This window comes from Kitasatospora sp. NPDC088351, from assembly GCF_040685575.1.
Taxonomy (GTDB): domain Bacteria; phylum Actinomycetota; class Actinomycetes; order Streptomycetales; family Streptomycetaceae; genus Kitasatospora.
Genome location: NZ_JBFBIL010000089.1, coordinates 1 through 22,546, shown reverse-complemented (window position 1 = coordinate 22,546; position 22,546 = coordinate 1). Strand labels below are relative to the sequence as shown.

23 protein-coding genes and 2 pseudogenes are annotated in these 22,546 nt (G+C 69.8%); 19 read left to right on the top strand and 6 right to left on the bottom strand.

What is annotated here, in order from left to right:
• Positions 1-108: 108 nt before the first annotated feature.
• Complete coding sequence (locus AB0P06_RS34990; RefSeq protein WP_363614709.1) at positions 109-645, top strand: DUF4240 domain-containing protein; 537 nt, start codon at positions 109-111, stop codon at positions 643-645.
• A 161-nt stretch (positions 646-806) separates the two neighbouring features.
• On the top strand, positions 807-2,180 hold the full coding sequence (locus AB0P06_RS34985) for a HEAT repeat domain-containing protein (protein ID WP_363614707.1): 1,374 nt from the start codon (positions 807-809) through the stop codon (positions 2,178-2,180).
• Between the two features lie 18 nt (positions 2,181-2,198).
• Here the strand turns inward: AB0P06_RS34985 and AB0P06_RS34980 are convergent, their stop codons facing one another.
• Positions 2,199-2,804: an Imm21 family immunity protein gene (locus AB0P06_RS34980; protein ID WP_363614705.1), complete on the bottom strand. Its 606-nt coding sequence runs from the start codon at positions 2,802-2,804 to the stop codon at positions 2,199-2,201.
• A gap of 540 nt (positions 2,805-3,344) precedes the next feature.
• Here AB0P06_RS34980 and AB0P06_RS34975 point away from each other — a divergent pair.
• From AB0P06_RS34975 to AB0P06_RS34960, 4 genes are all read left to right on the top strand, one after another.
• Entirely contained in the window at positions 3,345-4,499 is a 1,155-nt protein-coding gene (locus AB0P06_RS34975) for a ParA family protein (RefSeq protein WP_363614703.1), read from the top strand.
• A complete protein-coding gene (locus AB0P06_RS34970; RefSeq protein ID WP_363614701.1) occupies positions 4,496-5,767 on the top strand; it encodes a ParB/RepB/Spo0J family partition protein in 1,272 nt (423 codons plus the stop codon). The genes AB0P06_RS34975 and AB0P06_RS34970 overlap by 4 nt, the downstream gene beginning before the upstream one ends.
• A 326-nt stretch (positions 5,768-6,093) precedes the next feature.
• Positions 6,094-6,582: a hypothetical protein gene (locus AB0P06_RS34965; RefSeq protein ID WP_363614699.1), complete on the top strand. Its 489-nt coding sequence runs from the start codon at positions 6,094-6,096 to the stop codon at positions 6,580-6,582.
• A 74-nt stretch (positions 6,583-6,656) separates the two neighbouring features.
• The gene (locus AB0P06_RS34960) at positions 6,657-7,553 is read left to right on the top strand and encodes a polysaccharide deacetylase family protein (protein ID WP_363614697.1); all 897 of its coding nucleotides are present in this window, start codon (positions 6,657-6,659) and stop codon (positions 7,551-7,553) included.
• Positions 7,554-7,608: 55 nt separating this feature from the next.
• On the opposite strand, the pseudogene AB0P06_RS34955 reads toward AB0P06_RS34960, so the two are convergent.
• Together AB0P06_RS34955 and AB0P06_RS34950 are read right to left on the bottom strand one after the other, a co-directional pair.
• Positions 7,609-7,860: pseudogene (locus tag AB0P06_RS34955) on the bottom strand (ATP-binding protein); the annotation flags it as partial.
• 36 nt (positions 7,861-7,896) lie between these two features.
• Positions 7,897-8,121: pseudogene (locus AB0P06_RS34950) on the bottom strand (transposase); the annotation flags it as partial.
• A 548-nt stretch (positions 8,122-8,669) separates the two neighbouring features.
• Between AB0P06_RS34950 and AB0P06_RS34945 the strand changes: the two are divergent.
• The 6 genes from AB0P06_RS34945 (at position 8,670) to AB0P06_RS34920 (ending at position 12,680) form a co-directional block, all read left to right on the top strand.
• Positions 8,670-9,185 (top strand): hypothetical protein, encoded by a 516-nt coding sequence (locus AB0P06_RS34945; RefSeq protein ID WP_363614695.1) that lies wholly within the window; start codon positions 8,670-8,672, stop codon positions 9,183-9,185.
• Positions 9,186-9,363: 178 nt separating this feature from the next.
• Positions 9,364-9,537, top strand: coding sequence for a hypothetical protein (locus tag AB0P06_RS34940; protein ID WP_363614693.1), 174 nt, complete (start codon positions 9,364-9,366; stop codon positions 9,535-9,537).
• An 18-nt stretch (positions 9,538-9,555) separates the two neighbouring features.
• A complete protein-coding gene (locus AB0P06_RS34935; RefSeq protein ID WP_363614691.1) occupies positions 9,556-10,038 on the top strand; it encodes a hypothetical protein in 483 nt (160 codons plus the stop codon).
• A gap of 569 nt (positions 10,039-10,607) precedes the next feature.
• The gene (locus AB0P06_RS34930; RefSeq protein ID WP_363614689.1) at positions 10,608-11,228 is read left to right on the top strand and encodes a sigma-70 family RNA polymerase sigma factor; all 621 of its coding nucleotides are present in this window, start codon (positions 10,608-10,610) and stop codon (positions 11,226-11,228) included.
• Positions 11,229-11,278: 50 nt separating this feature from the next.
• Positions 11,279-12,073: a hypothetical protein gene (locus tag AB0P06_RS34925; protein ID WP_363614687.1), complete on the top strand. Its 795-nt coding sequence runs from the start codon at positions 11,279-11,281 to the stop codon at positions 12,071-12,073.
• A gap of 421 nt (positions 12,074-12,494) precedes the next feature.
• Complete coding sequence (locus tag AB0P06_RS34920; protein WP_363614685.1) at positions 12,495-12,680, top strand: hypothetical protein; 186 nt, start codon at positions 12,495-12,497, stop codon at positions 12,678-12,680.
• A gap of 700 nt (positions 12,681-13,380) precedes the next feature.
• Here AB0P06_RS34920 and AB0P06_RS34915 read toward each other — a convergent pair.
• Positions 13,381-13,596: a hypothetical protein gene (locus AB0P06_RS34915; protein ID WP_363614683.1), complete on the bottom strand. Its 216-nt coding sequence runs from the start codon at positions 13,594-13,596 to the stop codon at positions 13,381-13,383.
• A gap of 272 nt (positions 13,597-13,868) precedes the next feature.
• Here AB0P06_RS34915 and AB0P06_RS34910 point away from each other — a divergent pair, with 272 nt between their 5' ends.
• Genes AB0P06_RS34910 through AB0P06_RS34895 form a run of 4 tightly spaced genes read left to right on the top strand, consistent with a single transcriptional unit; the run spans position 13,869 to position 17,523 of the window.
• Positions 13,869-16,160: a helix-turn-helix domain-containing protein gene (locus AB0P06_RS34910; RefSeq protein WP_363614681.1), complete on the top strand. Its 2,292-nt coding sequence runs from the start codon at positions 13,869-13,871 to the stop codon at positions 16,158-16,160.
• A gap of 9 nt (positions 16,161-16,169) precedes the next feature.
• Positions 16,170-16,727, top strand: coding sequence for an XRE family transcriptional regulator (locus AB0P06_RS34905; RefSeq protein WP_363614679.1), 558 nt, complete (start codon positions 16,170-16,172; stop codon positions 16,725-16,727).
• 5 nt (positions 16,728-16,732) lie between these two features.
• The gene (locus AB0P06_RS34900) at positions 16,733-17,089 is read left to right on the top strand and encodes a hypothetical protein (RefSeq protein WP_363614677.1); all 357 of its coding nucleotides are present in this window, start codon (positions 16,733-16,735) and stop codon (positions 17,087-17,089) included.
• An 11-nt stretch (positions 17,090-17,100) separates the two neighbouring features.
• Complete coding sequence (locus AB0P06_RS34895) at positions 17,101-17,523, top strand: hypothetical protein (protein ID WP_363614675.1); 423 nt, start codon at positions 17,101-17,103, stop codon at positions 17,521-17,523.
• Between the two features lie 127 nt (positions 17,524-17,650).
• Here the strand turns inward: AB0P06_RS34895 and AB0P06_RS34890 are convergent, their stop codons facing one another.
• Both AB0P06_RS34890 and AB0P06_RS34885 read right to left on the bottom strand, forming a co-directional pair.
• Positions 17,651-18,544 carry a PIN domain-containing protein gene (locus AB0P06_RS34890; RefSeq protein WP_363614673.1) on the bottom strand — a complete coding sequence of 298 codons (894 nt, stop codon included), beginning with the start codon at positions 18,542-18,544 and terminating at the stop codon, positions 17,651-17,653.
• 82 nt (positions 18,545-18,626) lie between these two features.
• Entirely contained in the window at positions 18,627-18,947 is a 321-nt protein-coding gene (locus AB0P06_RS34885; RefSeq protein WP_363614671.1) for a hypothetical protein, read from the bottom strand.
• A 123-nt stretch (positions 18,948-19,070) separates the two neighbouring features.
• Here AB0P06_RS34885 and AB0P06_RS34880 point away from each other — a divergent pair, with 123 nt between their 5' ends.
• From AB0P06_RS34880 to AB0P06_RS34870, 3 genes are all read left to right on the top strand, one after another.
• Positions 19,071-19,691 carry a hypothetical protein gene (locus AB0P06_RS34880; protein ID WP_363614668.1) on the top strand — a complete coding sequence of 207 codons (621 nt, stop codon included), beginning with the start codon at positions 19,071-19,073 and terminating at the stop codon, positions 19,689-19,691.
• A 503-nt stretch (positions 19,692-20,194) separates the two neighbouring features.
• Complete coding sequence (locus AB0P06_RS34875; RefSeq protein ID WP_363614666.1) at positions 20,195-20,908, top strand: hypothetical protein; 714 nt, start codon at positions 20,195-20,197, stop codon at positions 20,906-20,908.
• On the top strand, positions 20,905-21,378 hold the full coding sequence (locus AB0P06_RS34870) for a helix-turn-helix domain-containing protein (protein WP_363614664.1): 474 nt from the start codon (positions 20,905-20,907) through the stop codon (positions 21,376-21,378). Before AB0P06_RS34875 ends, AB0P06_RS34870 begins: the two co-directional genes overlap by 4 nt.
• Positions 21,379-22,546 lie beyond the last annotated feature (1,168 nt).

Here is a 22,546-nt window from a genome sequence, read left to right as displayed (position 1 = left end):
CCTCGCCAAGCGCATAACGGACGAGACCACACCAACCTGGCGAGGGACTTACTAGGGTATAAAGGGCAATCCGTTCACATCAAACGCCCTCTGAGATGCTCAGCCGCCATGAACACCCAGCAATTCTGGAAGCTGATCGAAGAAGCCCGCTCGCAGGTGCCGGCCCCGGACAACGGCGACGCCGTCGCGCGACGGGCCACCGCACTGCTCGCGCTTCGCCCAGCCGAGGAGATCGTCGCCGCCCAGCAGATCCTGTGGAACCTGATGGCCGACTCGTACAGAGCCCCGCTCTGGGGCGCCGCCTACATGATCAACGGCGGTTGCTCCGACGACGGATTCGATTACTTTCGTGGTTGGCTGATCACACAGGGCCGTGCGACGTTCGAGAGCGTCATCGCCGATCCCGACAGGCTCTCTGTGCTCCCGGTCGTACGCGCATTCGCCGCCGATGGGATCGACATCGAGTGCGGAGAAGCTCTTACCATCGCCTGGGACGCCCACGGGGAAGCCACCGGAGAGGAGCTTCCCGATGACGCCGTCACCACCCAGTACCCGGCTCTGGACCCGGATTGGGGCTTCGACTTCGGCGACGGCGACCAGCTGAGCCGACGGCTGCCACGCCTGGCAGTGTTGTACTCGGACTAGCGACTCACAAGCGGCCGGGCCGCGACTGGACCCGTGCAAGCCGATCCCTCCTCGATGGCGCTTACTCTTGGTAGTTGGCAGTGTGAAGCCGGTCCTGGGCGGTCAGTAGGTTGATCACGATTCCACGGTGATTGTCGCTACCCCTGGCTAGGGTGCCCGACATGGACAAGCGACTGCTGGCCGAGGAACTCTCTGGCGCCTGGAACGACACCCGGTCGGCCCGCGACACGCTCGTGGAACAGGGGACAGCCGCGGTTGCGGCGGTGCTGGAACTGCTCTGCGACGAACGGTCACCGGTCGACTGGGCCGTCTCGGCGGATGTGCTGTGCAGGATCGGCGAGCCCGCCCTCCTGCCGCTGGCGCGGGCGGCTGCGGCGGCGGACTCGCCCGAAGTGGCGAGGAGGGTCGGGTGGGCGCTGGGACGGCTGAAGACGGACGACCCGGCGGCCTTCGTCCCACTGCTGAACCACCCGCACCCCCGGGTCCGAAGCAACGCACTCTTCGCCTTCCAAACCCAGGGCGAGGCCGCGGCGAGGTTCGTCGACCGGCTGACCCCGCTGCTCGGGGACCCGGAATCAGAGGTCCGGCAGCGAGCGGTCTGGGCCTTCCAAGCGATCGGCGCTGCGGCCATCCCCAGCCTGCAACGAGTGCGTCGCCGACCCGCCCCCGGGCCCAGGGTGCGAGCCGGCGCGCTGGAGGCCCTTGCGGCCATCGCGGGGCCAGCCGCCCTCGACCCCGGGGACCAGGACGCCTGGCACCGGCTGACCAGGATCAAGCTACTGACCGAGGTCCCTGAGAGCATGCACCTGTGCGGATCCTGGTACGCAGTGCCGACCACCGACCAGGAAGCGGTGCTCGACGCCTTCGACCTCGCCGGAGTCCAGCCCGTCACGCTCCGAACCGGTGCGGCGGCCTGGAACCATGACCACCACAACTGGGACCGGATCCGGCCCCACAACGCCTGCTCACGCGTCTTCCTCAGCCCCGCCCTGGACGGCTGGACGCTGGTCTTCGGCAACTCCTCACGGGACACCCACCGCATCAACGACGCGGACGACCGGGAGCGGGCCCTCGACCAGGTCGTGCGGGAGCGGTGCGCAGACCTCGGCCGCCGGTTCGGCTCGGCCCAGTGGTACGGGATGAGCTGCGGCGACGACTGGACCGCCTGGTGCATCGCCGAAGGCGGAGAGGTGGTACGTCACTACGACGCGTACAACGCCGAGGAGGACGAGGATAACGACAGCCCCGGGCACCCGGCCGAGTCCGGCTACCTCCTGCCGCACCAGGACGGATTCCCCGATGAAGCCTTCGACGGCGTGAGCGCCTCCGACTCCGAAGCGTTCCGTGTCCGGTACCTCCAGGTGAAGGAAGAACTCCAGATCCCCGACACCTGCTACGCCACCGACATCGCCGCCCGGCTCTCCGTCAACCCCGGAGCACTGGGGTCACACACCAGGACAGCGGGCCATGGAGTCCTCGCCCTCACCGAATGCGGCCGAGAACACGGCCACCCCGCCGGAGCACTGCCGGTGTAACTCTTCTTCCCTACCGATTCAAGGAGCCGTTGTCGACCGGGCGTCGGCCTCCGGGAGGAGTTGGACCACGCTGATCCAGGGCGAGTCGCCGGTCTTCTGGAACGCGCGGACTCTCCAGCGTCCTGAGGGCAGGGGGACGGGGGCCTGGTCCGGCTTACCTCTGCCGTCCGGGTAGGGCATGCCGAGGTTCTTGCCGGCCTCGGCTGAGTCCATGAGGACCGCCGGTCCGTCGGTCTCCCAGAGGCCGCACTCCTCCCACGGCGTCTCCGGGTCGTTCAGCTCGGCTTCGGTGGCGGCGAGCAGCTCGGCGTCGGAGTCGGCAGCGAGCCGGCGCAGGAAGGCCCTCTGCTCGGGCAGGTAGCAGGTGGTGGCGGGTTCGTCGCCGAGAACCAGCGCGGAGGCGCTGCCGTGGCCGCGCAGGCCGATCACCTCAGCCAGGTCCTCGACCTCGCAGGCCCGGTCGTAGTCGTCGGGCTGGTCGCTGTCACCGATGATCATGCCGTCCTCGGTGCAGCCACCCCAGTGCTGCAGTGCGGACACCGGGACCACGATCAGCGGACCACCCATGGATTCGACCCAGGTCAGATCGAGGGTCATCCGGACGGCATGTCGATCAGTACTCATGCGCGCAGTGTGCCGCTGATCAGTGACAAGCAGAGAACCCGGGTGAGTACTACCTGAGCGGCGAACAACGGACAGAACTGGTGGACCTACATAACTACACAGCCTGGCCCCGGCACTGGCGGCCCAGCACCAAGATCGGTGCCGCCGCCTACATCTGCGATCGTGTCATCCAGCACGCCGGCGACTGGGGTTCCACCCTCGCCGTCGTCACTCGCGCCATCGGCCTTGGGTTGTACGGCCTGACATTCGCGCACAACGAAGGGCCCGTCCCCGGCATTCGCACGGGGACGGGCCTTTTTGCGATTCGGTCCCTGCAGAGGAGGGATTCCTTGCTGTTGTCACGTGATCACTGTTGCGCGCGGAACCCTCGACCCGAGGCAGCGCTCGGCTACCGGAGGAGGTGCGGGGTGCCTGTGTGCCTGATCGGGTTCGGTGTTGTCCGCGGACAACACCGTCCACGCGGAAGGAAAGTCAGGAAAGTCCATTTTTGCCTGGTGTCGCGTGTGCTGACCCCGCGCCAGTGGTTAGTAAACTCCCCCCATGACCACCCAGGCCACCCCCGAAGACCGGGACAAGGTAGTTACCAAACTACCCCAGCAGCTACGCCGTGAACTGAAGATCAGGGCCGCGACCGTCGGCATCGACATCCAGGACGCAGTCACCGAGGGCATCCAGGCCTGGCGATCCGCCGACCACCCCCTCGAACCGATCAACACCGCCCGCAGCGATTCCTTCTCCACCTACGTCCCCTCGGTGCTCTACCGCGGCTTCCGCGACGACTGCTCCACCCGGGGCCTCCCCTACAACCAGGGCCTCGCACAGGCCATTCGGCTGTGGCTGGACGCGCACCCCCTCCCCCAGCGCACCAGGCCGGTCACCGGCGCTCGCCGCGTAGCCTTCGGCAACCAGAAGGGCGGCGTCGGCAAGACCGCCCTGTCGGCGGGCGTCGGCCAGGCCCTCGCCGAGATGGGTTTCCGGGTCTGTCTGGTCGACTTCGACCCCCAGGGACACCTCACCAAGCAGCTCAGCCACGACCACCTCCCGATCAAGGGCGACAGCCTCGTCAAGAACATGTGCGGGGAGCGGCAGTCCGACCTGCGTGACCTGCTCATCGAGATCGCCGGCGAGAGCTTCGGCGGCCGCCTGCACCTGCTGCCCGCGTGCACCGACGGATTCCTCCTCGACGCCAAGCTCGTCACCTCCCGCGAGATCCGCGTCAAGGAGACCGCCCTCGAGAAGGCCCTGGCCGGCATCGAGGCCGAGTTCGACTTCGTCATCGTCGACTGCCCGCCGAGCCTCGGCTACGCCATGGACAACGCGATCTACTACGCGCGCACCCGCGACGGCGAGCCGGAAGGCAGCTCCGGGATCGTCATCCCGGTCCAGGCCGAGGACTCCTCCGCCGACGCCTACCAGCTCCTGCGTGAGCAGATCGACTCCCTCTGCGATGACCTCGAGATCGACGTGCACGACCTCGGCTTCGTCGTCAACCTCTACGACATCCGCAAGGGCTACGTCGTGACGTCGTCCCTCGACAACTGGCAGAGCCTCGGACACCCTGAGGTGATCGCCGTCGTCAACGACCTCAAGGACCAGCGCGAAGCCGTGCGGATGAAGACCCCCCTCCTCGTCCACGCTCCCGACAGCGACCAGGCCGACGTCATGCGCTCCATCGCGAGGAGGATCGCGGCATGAAGGCAGCAGACCGCCTCGGTACCGGCGGATCCTTCGGATCCCTGAGCCGCTCCCCGCGCAGCGAACGGGGCCGCGCCAAGGCACAGGCCGAAGGCACGATCCCCGACTACGAGATCCAGCGCCTGCCCCTCGCCCGGGTAGCGCCGTGCCCCATGAACCCCCGCCGTTACTACGGTACTGAGGAGCAGCGGGAGAAGCTGGGCCAGAGCCTGGCCAAGAAGCAGACGACCGCGTGCGTGGCCGTTACCCGCGCCGCCTATCTGAACCTCTGGCCGGCACACGAGCTGCTCATCGGGACGGATGATGATCACGTCCTTCTCAACGGTGAGCGGCGTTGGCGCTCTGCTACCCAGGTGGGGCTAGAGGCGCTCGACTTCGTGGTCCGGGACGACCTGGCGACCAGCCAGGCCGACTTCATGGACTACCTCATGGCGGAGAACGAGGACCGCGAAGACTTCACGATCATCGAGCGGGCCCTCGGACTGAAGCAGTTGCTCGATGCCTGCGGGGGGACCGCGGCTGAGGTAGCGCGTCGACGCGGCCGGGACCGGTCCTGGGTGGGCAACCAGATCCTGCTCCTCTCGTTGCCGTCCGCGATTCAGGACCTCCTTGCCAGTGGCGAGATGGCCGAGCGCTACGGCCGTCGGCTCGCCCGGGCCTACAAGGACGACCAGACCCTGACCGTGGAGGACCTGCTGGCCCTTGAGGAGCAGCTCAAGGAAGAGGAGCGGGCAAAGCGGATCGCGCAGCGGGACGCTTTGAAGATGTTGTCCGCGGACAACAATCCCCCGGCAGCTGAGGCCTCCCCGGTCGGAGCGCCCGGGTCGGGCAGTGCGTTGTCCGCGGACAACACCTCTGCTGCTGCCGAGGTTTCCCCGACTGGAGCACCACGGTCGAGCAACGGGCTTTCCGCAGAGAGCACCGCCGTCCAGAGTGCCGAGGACCGTGAACCGACTTCCGTTCCTCAGCCCTCTCCTATTCGCCGTGATTCCTCAGCGGTGTTGTCCGCGGACAACACCGCTGAGGAGGACGGTGAGACGCTGGTTGGCGGCACCGGGGCTCCGGGTGTGTTGTCCGCGGACAACACACCCGCAGTGACCGTACCCAGTACGGTGCCCCGGCAGGTCTCGGCCCAAGTCGCCGCGACGCCAGCCCAGCTCGTGCGAGCGCTGGGGGAGACGGCGTCCCAGCAAGCCGAGACTCTCCGTGCTGGGCTGGATGCGGCCGGTCTTCTTGCCCTCATGCACGCGCTCCGCGCTCACGTCTAGCGGAAACGTCCGTGCCGTGTTGTCAGCGGACAACACGGCAGCAAGAGGAGGCCCGGCCGGATCGGCCGCGCCATCGCTGCGAAGAGTCCTCCGTCAACGCCACGCTGGCCACCGTCCAGCAGCCACGGCGTCACTGACGTTGGTGTTCTCAGTCGCCCCCGGCCTGTCGTAGGAGTGCGCCCCCTCCGGCTGGACCGCCCTGGCGGTGCTAGCCGGTCGCTACGACTCGATCGGCATGGGCCGCTCCGGCCAGCAGCACCAGATCAGCTTCGAGGCCGCCGCGGCCTAACCGCACACGGCGTAGCACCGCGAGGACCTGGTCCGCAGTGAACCGCGTGCCGGCCGCCGCCTCGGCGCCAGCCAGCACGTGGGCCCTCACCCGCCTGGTCGTCGCGGACCACCCTGGCGACCACTACGCGGAGGTCGTCACCGCGCTGGCGGCCGCCTGCCCCGTGATCATCGCCGCCGCACCCACCGGTCTTCCGCCGCGCGCCGTCGAGCGGCTCGCCGCCCACCTGCGCCGCATCGGCACCGTCCTCATCACCCCCGGACCCTGGCCCGGCGCCCGGCTGCGCCTGGAGGTGACCACGAGGCGGTGGTCCGGGCTGGGGGAGGGACACGGGCAGCTGACGGGCCGCCGGGTGACGGTGCGGGTGTCTGGGCGCGGGCCGGCTTCCCGCTCGCGCCGTGCGGAGCTGTGGCTGCCGGACGCGGCGGGCGGCGTCGCCGCGGTGGCTTTGTTCACGGTCAGCAGCGGCGATTGTTCGCCGGTTTCGGCGGCGGCCGGTGATCGGCAAGTTCGTGGATGTTCATGAGAATTGACGGCGGTTTCGCCGAGGGGCGGTCAAATTCCGGTGCGTGACGTCCGGCTGGGTCTCAGACTGCGGACATGGATGAAACCACCAATCCCGCGGCCGTCGCGCCTGCAGAGCAGTCGAGTCAGCTACTGGGGTATCCACCTGGTGCGCGGCTGCTGATCGTCAACTGCGATGACTTCGGGATGTATCCGGCGATCAACGCGGCGGTGATCGAGTCGATCGAGGAGGGCATCGCGAGTTCATGCAGCCTGATGGTCCCGTGTCCCGCAGCGCCGCAGGCCTTGGAAATGCTCAGCCGAAGCCCTCGGATCCCGTTCGGTATCCACCTCACCCTGGTACGCGAGCTGCCCGGCATCCCGTGGGGGCCACTGACCGCCAAGGAGCGAGTTCCCTCACTGCTGGACCCTGTAGGCAAGCTGTTCTCACCGTCGCCCGCCGGACGAGCGGCCTTGCTCGGCCAGGCTCGGCTCGATGAGATCGAACTTGAGTTCCGCGCCCAGATCAACGCCGTCGCCGACGCCGGACTCGCGCCGACCCATCTGGACTTCCATTGTCTGGCCGATGGCGGCCGCGAGGACATCCTCGACCTGACCGTTGTGCTGGCCGCGGAGTACGGCCTCGCGGTCCGGGTCTGGCTCGAACCCGGGCGCCGGACGATGCGCAAACGCGGGCTGCCGGTCACCGACAACGACTTCTTGGACAGCTTTTCCCTGGGCATCGAAGGGAAGGCTGCACGATACGTTCAGATGCTGCGTGACCTGCCCGCGGGACTCAATGAATGGGCGGTGCACCCCAGTCTGGGCGACGAGGAGTCGCAGGCCGTCGACGGTGGCTGGCCCGTGCGCCGGACAGACTACGAGTTCCTGACTTCGCAGCAGGCCCGTGATGTTCTCCAACAGGAGGACATAGCCGTCATCGACTATCGAACGATCCAGCAAGTCTGGTCCCGGGGCACGAGCTTCGGATGAGTGGTCCGGCCCGTCACCGATGCGGGTGACGGGCCGCGTCTATCGGGCGCTGAGGTCAGCCGACCTTGGCGGGTGCTTCGGCCCGGGCCCGGGTGCTGGCGAGGCGGTAGGAGTCGGTGCCGGTCTCGATGATGGTGCCGTTGAAGGTGAGGCGGTCGACGATGGCCGCGCAGAGGCGCGGGTCGGTGAAGGTCTTGGTCCAGCCGCCGAAGGACTCGTTGGAGGCGATGGCGACGCTGTTCTTCTTCTCGCGTTCGGTCAGGACCTGGAAGAGCGGTTCGGCGCCGTGGCGGTCGAGTTCCATGTGTGCCGATTCGGTGAGGGACGCGCGCAGGCACGGTCGGTGGTGGGAGACGCACCGCTCTACGGCTTCACCGAGGTTGCGCCACAGGTGGAACCTGTCGGCGACCTGGACCGCGGTGGGCGCCCCGGTGCTGGCGCCCTCGGCGAAGAACGGGGCACGGTCGCGGCAGACGACCTCGATCCCTGGACGTTCGGCCAGCCAGACCGCGACCGTGCCCGCCTCGCGGTCCGGCAGGAGGTCCACCGGCTTGCGGGTCTCCACATCGGCGGACGAGGACCGCGTGGCCGTCGGCCGTTCCCAGTGCGCTGGTGGGGAGGGCGGCGATGCGGGTGGCGTGTTGGCCGAACGGGAGCAGGAGGGAGCCGGCGGCGCGGACCGGGCGTGGCCCCTCGCGCTCGACGAACGCGGCCAGCGCCGCCAGGCCCTGGGTGAACCGGTCCGCCCTCGACACCTTCGGCGTGGCCTCAGCAGCGGCCTTGGCGGCCACCAGCTCGGCGTCGGCCTCGATGCCAACCGCCGCCAGCAGGCCCCGGATCGGCCGCCAGGTCCGGCCTGTCGGTCCGCTGCGCGGGTGGGCCCGAATAGTTGGGTAGGGATCCGGTCTCGCTGGGTGCAGGTGAGGTGGCCCAGTGTGCAGGAGAAAGCCGAATGTGAGGGGCTCCTTGTACCGCCAGGGGCGTCTGGGAGAGGTTGGGGATGGCTTGTTGCATTCTTCATGCCCCTGTCATATGTAGGACAGGATGGTCTGAGCGCTCCAGGGCCGCCATCAAGAGCGGCCCGGTCGTGTTCACGCGACAGAAAAGGAGAAAAGCATGACCATGCGTAAAATCCTGGCAGTGCTCACCGCCGCTGCGGCGCTGGTCGCAGGACTGTTCCTGACCGGCAACGCGGCCTCGGCCACCTCCCCGCAGCCGGCCTTCGCCGCGCAGGCGCGCGACGCCGGCCTGAACAGCTCTGAGGCGGCACAGCTCCAGCGCAAGGTCGACGCCGCGCTGGCGGCCAACCCTGGCGCGCGTCAGGAGTCCGCAAACAAGCTCAGCATTCCCGGCGGAACCCTGACCATTTCCGGACCGGGCGCGTTCAACGCGCTGCTGGCATGCTCAGCGGGGCATCTGTGTATTACGGACGGTTCGGGCAACAACTTCGACTACTACACTTGCGGTTCCTACCCGTTCTCGGGCACCGGTGACGGGACCTTCAACAACAACCAGACCACGGGGACCAAGGCGCGGTTCTACAACTTTGACGGCAACGAGCGCTGGTCGAACGTCGCCAAGGCGACCGGTACGGCCTCCTGGACCCCGGTGTACACCATCAGCCCCTGCTGACTGGTCCTCGGCGGGGTGTCGCCGAAGCGGGTAAGAACTCTCCCAGGGCGACGAACCCCTTGAAGGCCGCCACCCGCAGCAGCGGGTGGCGGCCCCCAGCGCGCCCCTCCCCGGGCCGCCGTGACACACCGCCGCCCCGAGGGTCCTCGGCGCAGGTCCGGATGACCAGGGGCTCTGGGTGCCTCGCCGCCTGCCTGGCAGCCTCCCGGCCGTCCGCGGCCTGGTGGACGGCGACGGGCACGGCGCCCTGCGCTCGCGCACCGTCGACATCCACTGCACCGCCCCCCGGTCCGCCCCGGCCGCCCGATCGAGGGGAGCTCCGCGGTTCTCGCCCGCCGCACCGGGCGGGTGAGGGAGCATCGGGGAAGTGATGGACACCCAGCACGACATCCAGGTCGGCCTCGCCGGGCCGGGCCGGCCGATGCCCGCCGCTGACCTGACTGCCGCCCGTCGGCGACTCGGCGAGGCCGCGCGCGAGCACGGCAGCCTACTGGGAGTCGGGCTGGTGATCTGGTGCAACACCCTGGCCGGGCCCGAGAGCGTGGATGCGGTGACCGCCGACCTCACGCTGCTGGAGGTCCCGCACCAGGAGGTGCGGGTAGCCAGGCGGCCGTGGCGACCCGGCCTCGGGCCCCGACCCGGCGCCGAGGTGCGCATCCCGCAGGGCTGGCCCCTGGCCCCGCTGAAGCGCCAGATGCCCTCCCTGCTGCGCTCGGCCGCCCGCTGCGCGCCGGTGAATTTCGAGTTCGACCTGGCGGCGTGGGACCTGGATGAGGACGGAGCCGCGGCGGGCCGGGGCGGCGCGGGGCCTGGCGGCGGACTGGCCGCACTGGCAGGGCTGGCAGGCGACTGAGATGGGCCTGGGATGCCGGCCACGCCCGGCGGACCTGCGCCCGCAGGCCGGTTGCCGCGCTGGCGTCGCCCCGGGTCTTGCGTGCTCCTTCCGGCGTGCCGATTGCCCGCGGTGGCGTCGAAAGGTGAAGGCGCAGCTTCGGGTTGGCCGTGGAAGCGGTTGACTCTTGAACGTTTACCTGATGGCGCTCGTCCCTGCGGCGCCGGGCGTGGCCGGGATCAAGGGGTGACCGACCATGCACCCAATTCGAACGACTTGATCCAAAATTCTTTACCCGGTCGTCTTGAACATTTGAACCTCTCGCCCGAAATGCTGGTCTCATACGCGCTCCGGGCTCCCCCTTTGATGCATCGTCACGGAGCGTCCAGCCATCGAGAAGTGAAGGACCGGCACGTGACGACCCCTACCCCTTCCAGGCCGCTGCCCGGTACCCCTGTCCGGCAGCCCGACCATCGCCGAACCGTCACCGCGGACACCGCTCCCGCGACGGTGACCGCGCTCGTGCCGCGGGCCCGCCGCCACCACGCCGCCTCGCGGCGCGCGGTCCCGGACCCGGCGCGGGGGGCGTGATGAGCGACATCCAGCCTGCCGACGCGGCTGACGCCGCTGGCACCCGCGCCCCGAGCCCGGCTCTGCTGCCCATAGCCTTCGCCGCGTTCCACGACCTGAACGCCCAGCGCTACACCGACTACGCCTTCGCTCATCTCCCAGACGAGAACCTTGTCCGGGACCTGGTCGACGACGTCTTCGTCGCCCTCGCGGACCGCTGGGACAGCGTCCTGAGTCAGCCCAGCCCCGCCGCCTACGCCTGGGCCCTGCTGCGCCGGGTCGTTGAGGCGGAGTGTGCCCGGCGCCAGGAGCACCTGGCGCTCATCGAGGAGGCGGCCTTCGCGTACGCGGTGATCGAGCGGGCCAAGCGGCTGCTGGAGCAGGTCGACGACAGCATGATGGACGATCTCGGTGTCGGTATCAGCGTGGCCCGCGCGATCCAGGACCTGCCCGGCCGTCAGCACGATGTCGTCGTCCTGCGGTTCCTGGCCTGCTACGAGCCCACGCAGATCGCGGAGGTGATGGGTATCGAGGACGCGACCGTCCGCTCCCTGATCTCCCAGGCCAGGACCCGGCTGCAAACCCGCCTCGCGCCGCGCCGGGCCTTCGACCCTGGCCGTTCGCCCGACGACGAGGAGTGATCCCCATGCACCCGCTTGACCACCTGCTTGAAGGAGGCGGCATTCGCGCCGTGACCTCCGCTCCCGCCTACGACCTGGCGGCCGGCCGCCGGCGCATCGCGGAGAAGCTCGCCGCCCGTCAGGCCGCTCCCGCCGCCGGGCAGAGCGACGCCGGCTGCGTCGGGTGCCGCTGCCTCGCCCCCGCGCCGCTCCCCGATGCCCGGCCGCTCCTTCCCGAGCAGTCCGCCCGCGCCGACCGCCCGAACCCCGGCGAGGCCGGCAGCGAGGACGGCCCGGCCACCGATCTGGCCGGCCTCACCTTCCACGACCACGCCGACCGCGATCTGCGCACCCTCGCCACGATGATCATCGGGGAGGAGGGAGCGGGTGCCTCGCTGCACCGGCTGGGCAATGCCGACGGCACCGTCGAGCCGCGCGGCGCCCTGGTCTTCGCCTGCCTGCTCTACCTGGTGGGGCGATACCAGGAGGCCCAGTTCTGGTGGCAGTTCGCCGGAGGCGCCGAGGACGCCACCGCCTGCTTCGCCCTCTACCTCCACCACGCCCGCCTCGGCGAGCTCAAGGCAGCCGAGCACTGGTTCCTCCAAGCAGCACGCCTGGAGACGCTCCCGCCGAACCGGCGCACCGTGCCACCGGCCATCCCACCGCTGCCGGACTACTACCTCGACTGCCTGCCCTGGATCGGCCAGTACCTGGCCGGAGCCGGAACCACACCGCAGCACCCCGAGGTCGCGCTGCGCGAAGCCCTCGACGAACTGCGCCCCGTCCGCGACGCCGAGTACGGGCCGATCAGCCTGCCCACCGACGACCTCGCCGACCAGCTCCACGACCTGGCCACCACGGGCTGACCCTTCGTCGGCCGCGACCGACATCGTCTCGGCGGCCCGCCTTGGGGAGGAGGGGGCGGCCGCCGGGGGCCTGGATCCGCACGCGACTCCGCTCGCTCGGGGCCATGCCCGCCGGTGCAGGCCCGCGACCTGCGCGATCTCGCCCGCCGTGTAGTCGATCCGCAGCGCGCGGCACCTTTTTGTCGAGGGCTTTCTGAATCAAAGTGGGCGCGGGAACCTGATCCGCCGACACCGCATAAGCGGGGAAGGTGAGTTCCGTGTGGATCGGATTAGCGAATGGACCCATCGGCGGTTTAGACTCGAATCGCCGTAGTTCCCGTTCGCGCCGGCCTTGTCGGTGTGCCGGCCCGGAGCCGTCCACCACCTACTCGGTGGCGGGATGCACCCAGGCCATCCCAGTCCTGGGGAACAGGAGTACGACATGGCACGGATGCACGTGAGTGGCGGGGGCAGCACCGGCAAGACCCCGCCCGTCCAGGGGAAGCGCAAGCGGACCCGGCCCACTGCGACCGGTGCCGGCAGTACAGACCGGACGGTGTGGACCCCCGACGTGGTGGTCCGCTGTGTTCTGCTCGTCCTCAACGCGGCCATGAGGTTCTTCCTCTGACCCCGGAGAACAGCAGACGCCCCAGCTGAGAGCTGAGGCGTCCGGGTACTGCTGTGCGGTTGAGGCCCTGGCCTCGGTACGGATCGCGAGTCCTGTCGAGGCTAGGGCCTCTACATGCCACGACGTCAGGCGACCGATACCGGTACGACTAACGAACTGGCTTCATAGCTAGTCTACTTGAAACCGCTGTGACTGCATAACCGGATGCACTAAATATACGTGCGAACCGGGAATCTTAGTAACGTCAAAGGATCACTCCGAATACTTCGCGGAGGCTAACTAATCTTGTGTGGCGAGGTTAGTAATGGAGAACGAAAATAAGCGCTGGCGGTGCGTTCGGCTTCATTGCCTTTCATTTCGACTCCGGTCCGGCTTCTTCGTCATGGGGCTTTGCCAGCTGCTGCCGCTCTGTACCTGTGGTGTCGCGTCGTGCGCTGCCCAGGCGAGCGACGGCAGAAGGCGTTGCCGTCCGACCCGTCGGGCCCATCCTGTCCCGCCTCGCTGCCTGCGCTCTCGGTGGCCGGCGGCCGGTCCGCCCTTCCCGTCTTTCCCTCTGCTCGGGGGCGTCCCTGTCGGGACCCTGCCCCGGTCGCCCCAACGTGGCAGCCGTACACAGCCCCTGGCAGGTCGGCACGGACTGCTGCATCTGCTCCTCGGCCTGCCGGCACCGACCCGGTCGCCGTTCACGTGCGGCCCGGCCCTACGCATCACGCCTCACCCCGCGCGCCGGCGGAACCGGGACGGGGGCGGCCAGGAACAGGCCCTCCACCGCGCGCCTGGTCATGCCGGCAAGCACCTGGGCGCGCAGCCGCTCCGGTGAGCGCCAGGCCGACCAACGGCCCCGCTGCGTCCGACGCTCGACGCCATCCCACCCTGCCGCGTCCTGCTCCTCGCCGCGCGGCCTCGTCTCGTTCATGCCCATCTCCTTCTGCGTCGTGTGTGGTGAGCACGGACCGCAGACGGGTGGGCCGGGACGCATCGGGGCGCCACGGGCCCGCTTCTGGCGGTCCGTGGTGCCGGACGCGCGGTGGGCGGTGTTCTCCCGGGCCCTGTGGCACTGGCAGGCACTGCTCGCGCAGGCATCAATCTGAAAATCAGAATCAACAAGGGTTAAACGAAAGGGTCACGAAAACTGGTTAACGGAGATAGCTAATGGCGTGTTAGGTTGGGTCCTGGAGGTGAGGCTTCATGCCCACGCAGGACGAACTCTTCGCGGCGGTGGACGCGCTGCTGGCCGGCGCGGAGCCCGGTCCGCGACTGCCGGCGCCGGCCGAGCGGGCACGGCTGCGGGAGGCCGCCGGGGTTACCCAGGCGCAGCTGGCGAAGGTGCTGCAGTCGACGGTGCAGACGGTGAAGAACTACGAGAACGGTCGGAGCCAGCCGAAGCCGCCGCGCCTGGAGGCGTACGCGCGGCTGTTGGAGGGGTGGGCGGCGAAGTACCCGGCCCCGGACACTGCGCCGGGCGCCGCGACGGTCGACCAGGTCCCGGCCGCGTTCACCCCGAAGCCCGGCCCGGCCGCCGCTCCACAGGCCGAGCCGGAGCCCGCCGCCCACGTGGTGGAGGAGCCCGTCGAGGAGGCCCCGCTGGAGGCCGAGGAGCCGGACAACGCTCCCCCGTCTGTCCGCGGCACCACGAGGCAGCCGGTCCGGGCCGGGCAGCCGCAGCCGCTGCGCCGTGCCGCACGCCCTGCCCCGTACTTCGACGGGCAGTTCCCCAACGGGCCGCTCGCGGTCCTGGACGGCGACGGCGTCGCGTACGGGGTCGGTGGCCTGGTGCTGGAGTGCCCGGCGACCACGCTGGCGCAGCTGGTGACCTGGGCGCTGACGGAGTCGGGCCTGGGTACGGCGCGGTTGCACCGCAACGGCCGGGACGGCGACCCGCTGGTCGTGCTGACCGCCGAAGCGGCCGAGAAGTTCGGTCTGCCGGCCACGCTGGACGACGACCCGGCCACCCGCCGCTCGCAGCGGCTGCCGGAGGACCACAAGGTGGTCAAGGCGCTGGCCCGCTCGAAGTGGCAGCTCACCCGCCGCGGCTTCGGCCCGTGGGCACGGATCTACAAGCCGGTCAAGGACGGGCGCCGACAGTGCGTGCAGCTGGCGGTCCTGCCGTGGCGGGCTCTGGACACCCGGGCCTGGGGCAGCGCAGCGGACCTGCCGGCACCGGACCTGGCCCGCGTGCTCGGGATCTACGCCCAGCGGGTCATCACCCCGCGCGGCTCCACCGCCATCTGCGGCCTGGAGCTGATGACCGCGCTGCGCCCGCCGACCCGGGCGGTGCGCGACGAGGCGACGGGCGGGTGGGTGTCGGGGCCGAACCCGGGCGCGCTGACCGACGTCTACGAGGCGGCGCCGCCGGAGGTCCCGCTCGAGCACCCGGCCGCTCAGGGCTGGACGGGCGGGTTCCTGGACGAGGAGTCGTACCAGTGGACCCGGCCGGTGGAGACGCTCTCCGAGGCGGAGATGGTGGAGCCGTTCGCGGTGGGCATCGACATCAACACCGCCTACCTCGCCGCCGCCGCCCGCCTCAACGTCGGCCTGTCCGGCCCAGTCCGGGTGGCCAACCCGGTGTTCGACAAGAAGATCCCGGGGAGCTGGTTCGTCGACCTGTCCCACGTCCCGACCGACCCGCGCCTGCCGTCGCCGTTCACCCCGACCGGCAAGCCGCCGACCGGCCCGGCCTGGTACTCCACCCCCACGGTGGCGTACGCGGTGGAGATCGGCGCGCAGGTCCACCCCGTCGAGGCGTACCTGCGCGAGACCACCGGCGCCTACCTCGACCCGTGGCACGACCGCCTCCGCGAGGCCTACGTCACCACCATGGCCGAGGCCGGCATCCCGGTCGACAAGGACGCCGACGAACGCGCCTTCCTCGCCGCGATGACCGCCCACCGCCTCCTCAAGAGCGCGGGCACCGACCTCGGAGCGCTGCGCACCGCGCTGGCCGCCGAGGGCCTGGGGCACCTGGCGGAGATGAGCGACGACCAGCTCACCGCCGCCGGGTGGCGGCACCATCAAATCGCCATGGTGCTGTCCGCGGTGAAGTCGACGGTGAAGTTCGGGATCGGCAAGCTGCGCGAGCGCCCGCAGGGCCTGACCTACAAGCCGGGGGAGCCGTGGTCGGCGCTGGAGCGGCCGACCTGGCGTCCGGACATCCGGGCGGCGGTCATTGCCAAGGCGAGGGTGAACATGCACCGCAAGATGGCGAACGTGGCGAAGGCGATCGGCCGCTACCCGCTCGGCGTGAACAACGACTGCGTCGTCTACGCCTCCCCGGGTCCCTCGCCGCTGGACTTCCTGCCGCTCACCGGCGCCGGCAAGGTGCTGCCCGGCACGTTCCGCCTCGGCGCCACCCCCGGCCTGTCCAAGGTCGAAGGCGTCCAGGCCATGCTGACCGTCGTCGACTGGCTCGAGCGCGACCAGCCCGTCAACCCGGCCCGCCACATCAAGGGCTACGACGCCAACGCCGTCGACGGGAAGTAGGAGCAGACAGTGGAGGAGATCACCGACGCGATCGACCGGGCCGCGCCCGAGCACTTCACCCAGGCCCCGCCGAAGTCCGCGCAGGCCCAGATGCGGGCCCTGGTCAAGGCCGCCAAGGGCGACACGGCCGCCGTCGCCGCGCGCCTGGGCGTCACCCGCCGCACCGTCGAGCGCTACCTCGCCGGGCAGCGCAAGACCCCCAGGGCCGCCCTGCGCGAGGCACTCAAGCGGGAGGTCCAACGGATCTGGCAGCCCGGCATCCGCCGCCAGGCCCGCAAGAAGGCCAGCACCACGGGCGGGATCACGGTGGAGGTGTGGGCGTACTTCGGCTACACCGCCCCGGTCGGCACCACCGACGAACCCCGGCTGAGACACCTGACCGTCCACCTCCCCCCGGAGTACGCGAACCGCCTCTTCGCTGCCCAGGACCAAGGCGTCAGCGACCAAAAGATGCGCGACATCATGGCCGAAGGGTTCCAGGAAATCTATTTCCAGAACGGCGGATCACGCGCCGAAAGCCTGGAAGTCGAATTCACCGGAATCCAAGCGATCGACGTGTCCTACTGACCAGGATGGAGAAAGCCACCATGCACCACACCGTCATCGGTACCGACATCAACAGCGTGCACCTCGCGACCGCCCGCCAGCGGCCCGACGAGCGCCAGGCCGCCGACCTCGAGTACATCCGCACCTACTACGCGCTGGAGAACCGCCTCGGCATCCGCGTCGAACTCGGCGGCCGCATCCGCCACGACGGCCGCGAGGGCACCATCGTGGACACCGCTGGGCAGCGGTTGAAGGTGCTGTTCGACGGCGACGAGACGGCGAGCGTCTGCCACGTCACCTCGCAGATGGCGTACGAGACGCCCACCGGGTGGATCGCCGCCACGCCCGTCCCGGACCCGTGGGCCGTCGCCCCGACGGCCTGAGCGGGGCCGCGGTGAACGCCCGAGAGCGCCTCGAAGCGATGGTCCGCACCGACCGCGGCGAGGCCCTGGACGCCTACGCCGACGAAGTCCGGGCAGACGCCGCCGGATCGCCGGCCGTCCCGGCCGACGCCGACGGGGACACCAAGCGCCTGGCCGGCCTCGCCGCGCACGGACTGCGCCGCGCCCTGGCCGCCGGCGGCGAGGCCGAGTTGCCGCCCGCCGAGGAGCTGGCCGCCCTGGCCGCCCTGGTCGCCGAGTTCGACCGGATGCGGGCGGTGGTTGCCGCGTCGTGGAGGCAGGCCGCCGCGCAGCTGGCGGCCATCCCGCACCAGCCGACCGCGCTGACCGGCCCGTACTGGTACGGCCAGCGCTGGGACGACACGGTCCACCACCTGCACGACATGGCCGACGGCATGGAACCGTACGGCCGGTAGGAGAAGCACGCGGGCCCGTTCCCGGCATTGGAGCTGCCGGGAACGGGCCCACCATGCATTCTGCCCCGTGTCCGCGCACCAGCTCATGCCGGGCCGACCCGCAGGGGCCGGTGGGGGAACCCGGCTCTCAGGGTTCGATGAACGGCAGGGAGACCGCGGCGAGCTTGGTCTGCAGGTTGATGTCGCTCGTGACGACGTACCAGGCGGAGCCGGGGTGGCGGGACTGCAGCAGCAGGGTGGAGGCCACGAACCGGTCGTCGGGGACGTCCAGGTCCAGCCAGACCGGCAGCGCGTCGGACTTCGGCTCGATGTGCTCGAAGACGGCGTGGACATCGCCCGCGACGCGGACCCCGCGCGTCACGTCGCCGCCGTTGCTGCGCAGCCCCTTGAGCCGCCGGTCGGCCTTCTTCGCGGCCTCCCGCAGCTCGGGGGTCCGGCCGCCGCGCTTGTGGTCGTCGAGCTCCCGCAGCACGACCGGCAGCAGGTGCGCCATGTACCGCGGCCCGGCCTGCCCGGTGTACGCCGCCAGGTCCGGATCGTCGATCAGCGCGTTCGTGTCCACCACCAGCCGCACCGGCCAGGGGTCGGCCGACAGCAGAGCGGTCAGGCCGCGCAGCTCCGAGACGGTCGTCCGCAGCAGGCCGACGGCCTGGGCGATGTGCCGGGGCACGGAGTGGTCGTTCCCCCCGGGGCGGAGCAGCCAGCGCTCCAGGTGCGCGAGGCCGTCCTCGAGCTTCTTGGCGGCCTCCGGCGTCGGATGGGGGAACAGCAGCCGGAAGCGCGGGCCCCAGTCCCGCACCCGCCCGAGCAGTTCCATCCGCCGGCTCTCCAGCTCCGGCGGGCTCGGCGCCCATCCCCAGTCGGCGGCACCGACGATGTACACGTAGCTGTCGTCCGTGTTGGGGTTGACGTAGTTGATCGCCGAGGCTTCGAGGACGGCGACGAAGTCCTGCTCGATCGCGTCCAGCTGCTCCAGGAGAAGTTCGCTGTAGGAGGGCGGGAGGGGCTTGGTGCGTGACATCTTCTGATGATGTCCCATCCCGCCGACACCGGGCCCGCGGTCTCCGCGCCGGCCGGATGCCGGTAACCCGGCGCGTGTGCGCTCAACCAGCCGCCGGTGCGCCGGGCAGGACCTGGCCCTCGACGAGCTGCGCGCGGGCGGCGATGGCGTGGCCGTCGCACACGCCGTAGACGGTGGAGCCGTCGTCGGCCCGGACGGTGTGGGTGGCCGGCTCCGGGCACGGCGCGCCGAGGCGGTCGTACGGCCAGGCGTTGAAGCACACCGGGTCCGTACACCAGCTGCCGCGGTCGACGTTCGAGCGCAGGGTGCCCCCGTGGTCCGGGCACACACCCCACGGCACGGCGCACCGGCCCGGCTCGACGATGTCCTGGTTCTCCGGCGCGTACAGCGCGATAGCGGTCACACCGGGATTCTCCCCGGACCTCGCCCCGCTGCGCCGGAACACGCCAAGTTGCCCTGATTCATGACTGTTTGTTCTCGGAATCGCGGAACTCTGTCCACAGGCGGACCGCTTCACGCTGCTCGGGTGCTAGACGACATAAACGAAGACATAAACGGAATCACCGAAGAATCCGTCGGCGGCCGGGCCAAGCGCGGAACTATCGCGGACGGCCTGGAGCGCGCCGAGCGCGCCCAGTTCACCGAGCCGATCCCGGCCTCCACCCAGGGGCGGATCGGGTTCCTGCTCGGGAAGCTGACGGGCGGCACGAAGGCCCTGGCGGCCCGTCTGGGCGTCTCCCAGCGCACCGTGCAGCGCTACCGCGCCGGAACCGTCACCCGGCCGCGTGCGGCCGCCCGGGAGGCGCTGGAGGACGAGACCTGCGAGCACTGGCAGCAGGACGTACGGGCCGAGGCCCGGCAGCGCGCGGCCGGCACCGGGTTCACCCTCAGCACCCGCGCGGTGTTCGGCTTCGACGCCGGGGCCGGCACCAGCGACTCACCGCGCCCGCGCCTGCTCACCCAGCGGATCTCCGGGACCCACGCGGCCGCCATCATCGCCGCCCGCGAAGCCGGCGCCACCGACGACCAGCTCACCGACATGGTCGGCGAAGCCCTCGCCGACGCCTACTTCCGCACCGAAGGCAACGGCACCGTCAACCTCAAGGTCCGCCTCCGGGACATCGAGTACATCGACATGTCCTTCTGACCGAGCCCGCCACCACCAGCATCAAGGACCAGCCCATGCCCAGCACCACCACTGCGGGCACGGCCACCAGGGCCACGACCTCGAGAAGCGGCTACGCCAGTGCGTCCACCACCTCCTGCGCCACCACTGGGACGGGGGCCTGGCCGTCGTCAGCCCGGACTGATCAAGCCTGTGATGACGCAGGGCCACCGAGAACCGGCTCTGAGCTGCGTCTTTCCCCTCGGGGGGAACGATGTACGCCGACCACGTTCGTTCTGCCCCGGCAGAACGAACCGGTACCACCAGCGATACCGCCCGCCAGCAGCGCAGCCCGCTGACCAGCAACTTTCCCCTAGAGGGGAACGATGCGCGCGGTACTCCACCCGCCCGTCACCGCGCGACAACGAGGTGTTGTGTCCCCCACGGGGGACACAACACGCGCGAAATGTCGGCCATACCGACGTATCTGTCAGCCGGACTGACATACTGCTGCCGCACGCGATCAACCAGGAGAGGAGCAGCACGTGGCCCCCGAGCCCAAGGAGGGCCGGCCGCCGACCGCCAAGCGCGCTCCGCGACCGCTGCCACCGGCCGACGACGCCATCCAGGCGTGGAGCAGGCCCCTGGCCCCCGTGAAGGACCTGGACGAGGTCGCCCGCCGCTACCCCGGCCGGAAGCTCACCCTGGACGGCGAGCGCAACCAGCTGGAGTTCTACGGCACCCCCGACCGCCCCAACGCCTTCGCCATGGACTCGCTGGAGTTCTTCTTCCTGATCGCGCAGTACTTCCGCGAAGCCCTGCCGCTGCGCCTGATCCTGCTGCTGATCGCCTGCCAGCGCGCCGGCGGCCGCATCTACCTCACCCAGGAGGAGATGGCCACCGTCCTCGACGTCTCCCGCACGAAGGCCACCGAGGCTCTGCAAGAGATCATGGGCCACGGCATCGCCTTCAAGGTGAAGCGCGGCGTCTACCAGTTCAACCCGCCCTTCTCCTACCGGGCCGCCGAGTTCATCCCGGGCACCGAGACCGCCGGCGGCAAGTCCGAGTACATTCGCGTGGAACAGCGCGAGACCCTCACCAACATCCGCAAGGACGCGACCCTGCCGGAGCTGGTGCGGTACCCGTCGCTCGAGCACATGCGCAAGGCCATCGAGGACCTGCGCAAGAAGCGCTCGGAGCAGCGCACCAAGCGCCGCCTCGAACGCGCGGCCCTCCAAGAGGAAGGAACGCTGCAGTGAGCCAACTCCGATTCGCCGCAGTCAACGCCGACGGCCTCCTGGCCGACCTCGACCTCCCCCCGGCCGCCTACCGAGCCCTCCTCAAGCTCCGGGCCCTCAGCGAATCCGGCGGCCGCATCACCATCGACCAGGCCAGCGTCGGCGAACTCCTCGGCCTCAGCCGCCCCAGCGCCAACGCCGCGCTGCGCACCCTGGAGCTGGCCAAGCTCGTCAAGAAGGTCCGTAACGGCGTCTACCAGATCAACGCGATGCTGGCCGGGTACAACGCCCTGGAGGACGCCGTCGCGGCCGTCAGCGAGATGCCCAAGGAGGACCGTCTGGACGCTCCGGACTTCGTCGCCTCCTACCAGCGCGCCGTCGCCAACTACCAAGACCAGCTCGCCCAGCAGCGCAAGAAGCGCGCGGCCCAGGCCGCCGCCAAGAAGGCCGCCTCCGCCAAGCGCCGCAGCACTCTCCACGCCGTCAGCTAGCAGCCAACCAGCGAGGCCCCGTCTACCGGAACCACCGGTCGACGGGGCCTTGTTGCATGCCCGGGCCGGCACCCGACGCAAGCCCGATGAAGGCAACGGCCCACTCCGCAAAACGTCAGCCAGACCGACATTTCAGCGCAATTACTGTCAGTCACGCCGACATTTCCCCGGCGATCTGCACCCCCAGTCGAGACACACCGAAGGCGATCTGTCCCGACTCAGGGGACACAACGCTGAACCAATACCCCCGTTGACCAGCGCAAATGCAGCATCTCCCCCCTCTAAGTGGCCCTGCCCCAGGGAGACGGGGCGCGGCACCTGCCACAGCATCGGCCTACCGGCCGATCCGGCAGTCACCGTGCCCGCTACGCTGCGCCAGGCCGAACGGCGAGTCGACTGCCCTTCCGCTGGACGCGTGAGGCTTCCAGCCGCGCGGAAGCCCCGGCAGGGGCTCCTCCGGACCCCGCCCCCGCCGGATCCGAAGCCAGGGCTGAGGCCAGGGCTGAGGCCAGCCTCTCAGCGAAGGCTCGACGGCGCAGCTCCGGAGTAAAGGCCCAGCATTTCAATGGGCAACCCGTGCCGAATGTCCGCGAGGATTTCGACAGCCATCATTTCGTCCATCCCGCATGCCACCTGCTGGATTTGCAGAATGGGAAGTCTGAACCGCTGCCAACCGGGTTTGGATGGGGTAGCAATCGGACCCTGACTCTACACAGTGAATCATCGTGATGCGCAAGGGGCGGTTAAGGCTTCGTGATGCATTGTGGAAATGAGGCATGAACCAGCGTCCCGAATGGTAGGCTATCGCATGGTGACAAATTCGGTTTGGGAGTTGAGGGTGGATCGGGATGGGCGGAGCGAAGCGGAGTCCACCAGGCTCAACTGGGGATGCCGGGGATGCCGGACTTGACGGGCCGTGAATCGACCTGGCATCAGATGCCGGGGATAGCCCAGGATTCCTGGGCCTACACAGCGCCGCTCGTGATGCACCCGCCCCTCTCAGTCAGCTATCGGATTCCCGCTTGCGGGAATCCCGGGGAACCCGCGAAGCGGGTCCCCCGACCGCTTTAGAATTCCGCTTGCGGAATTCAATTCCCGCGCTTGCGCGGGAATTCCGCCGAAGCGAAGCGGAGGCGATCCCTGCCCGGCGGCTTGCCGCCGGGGTACC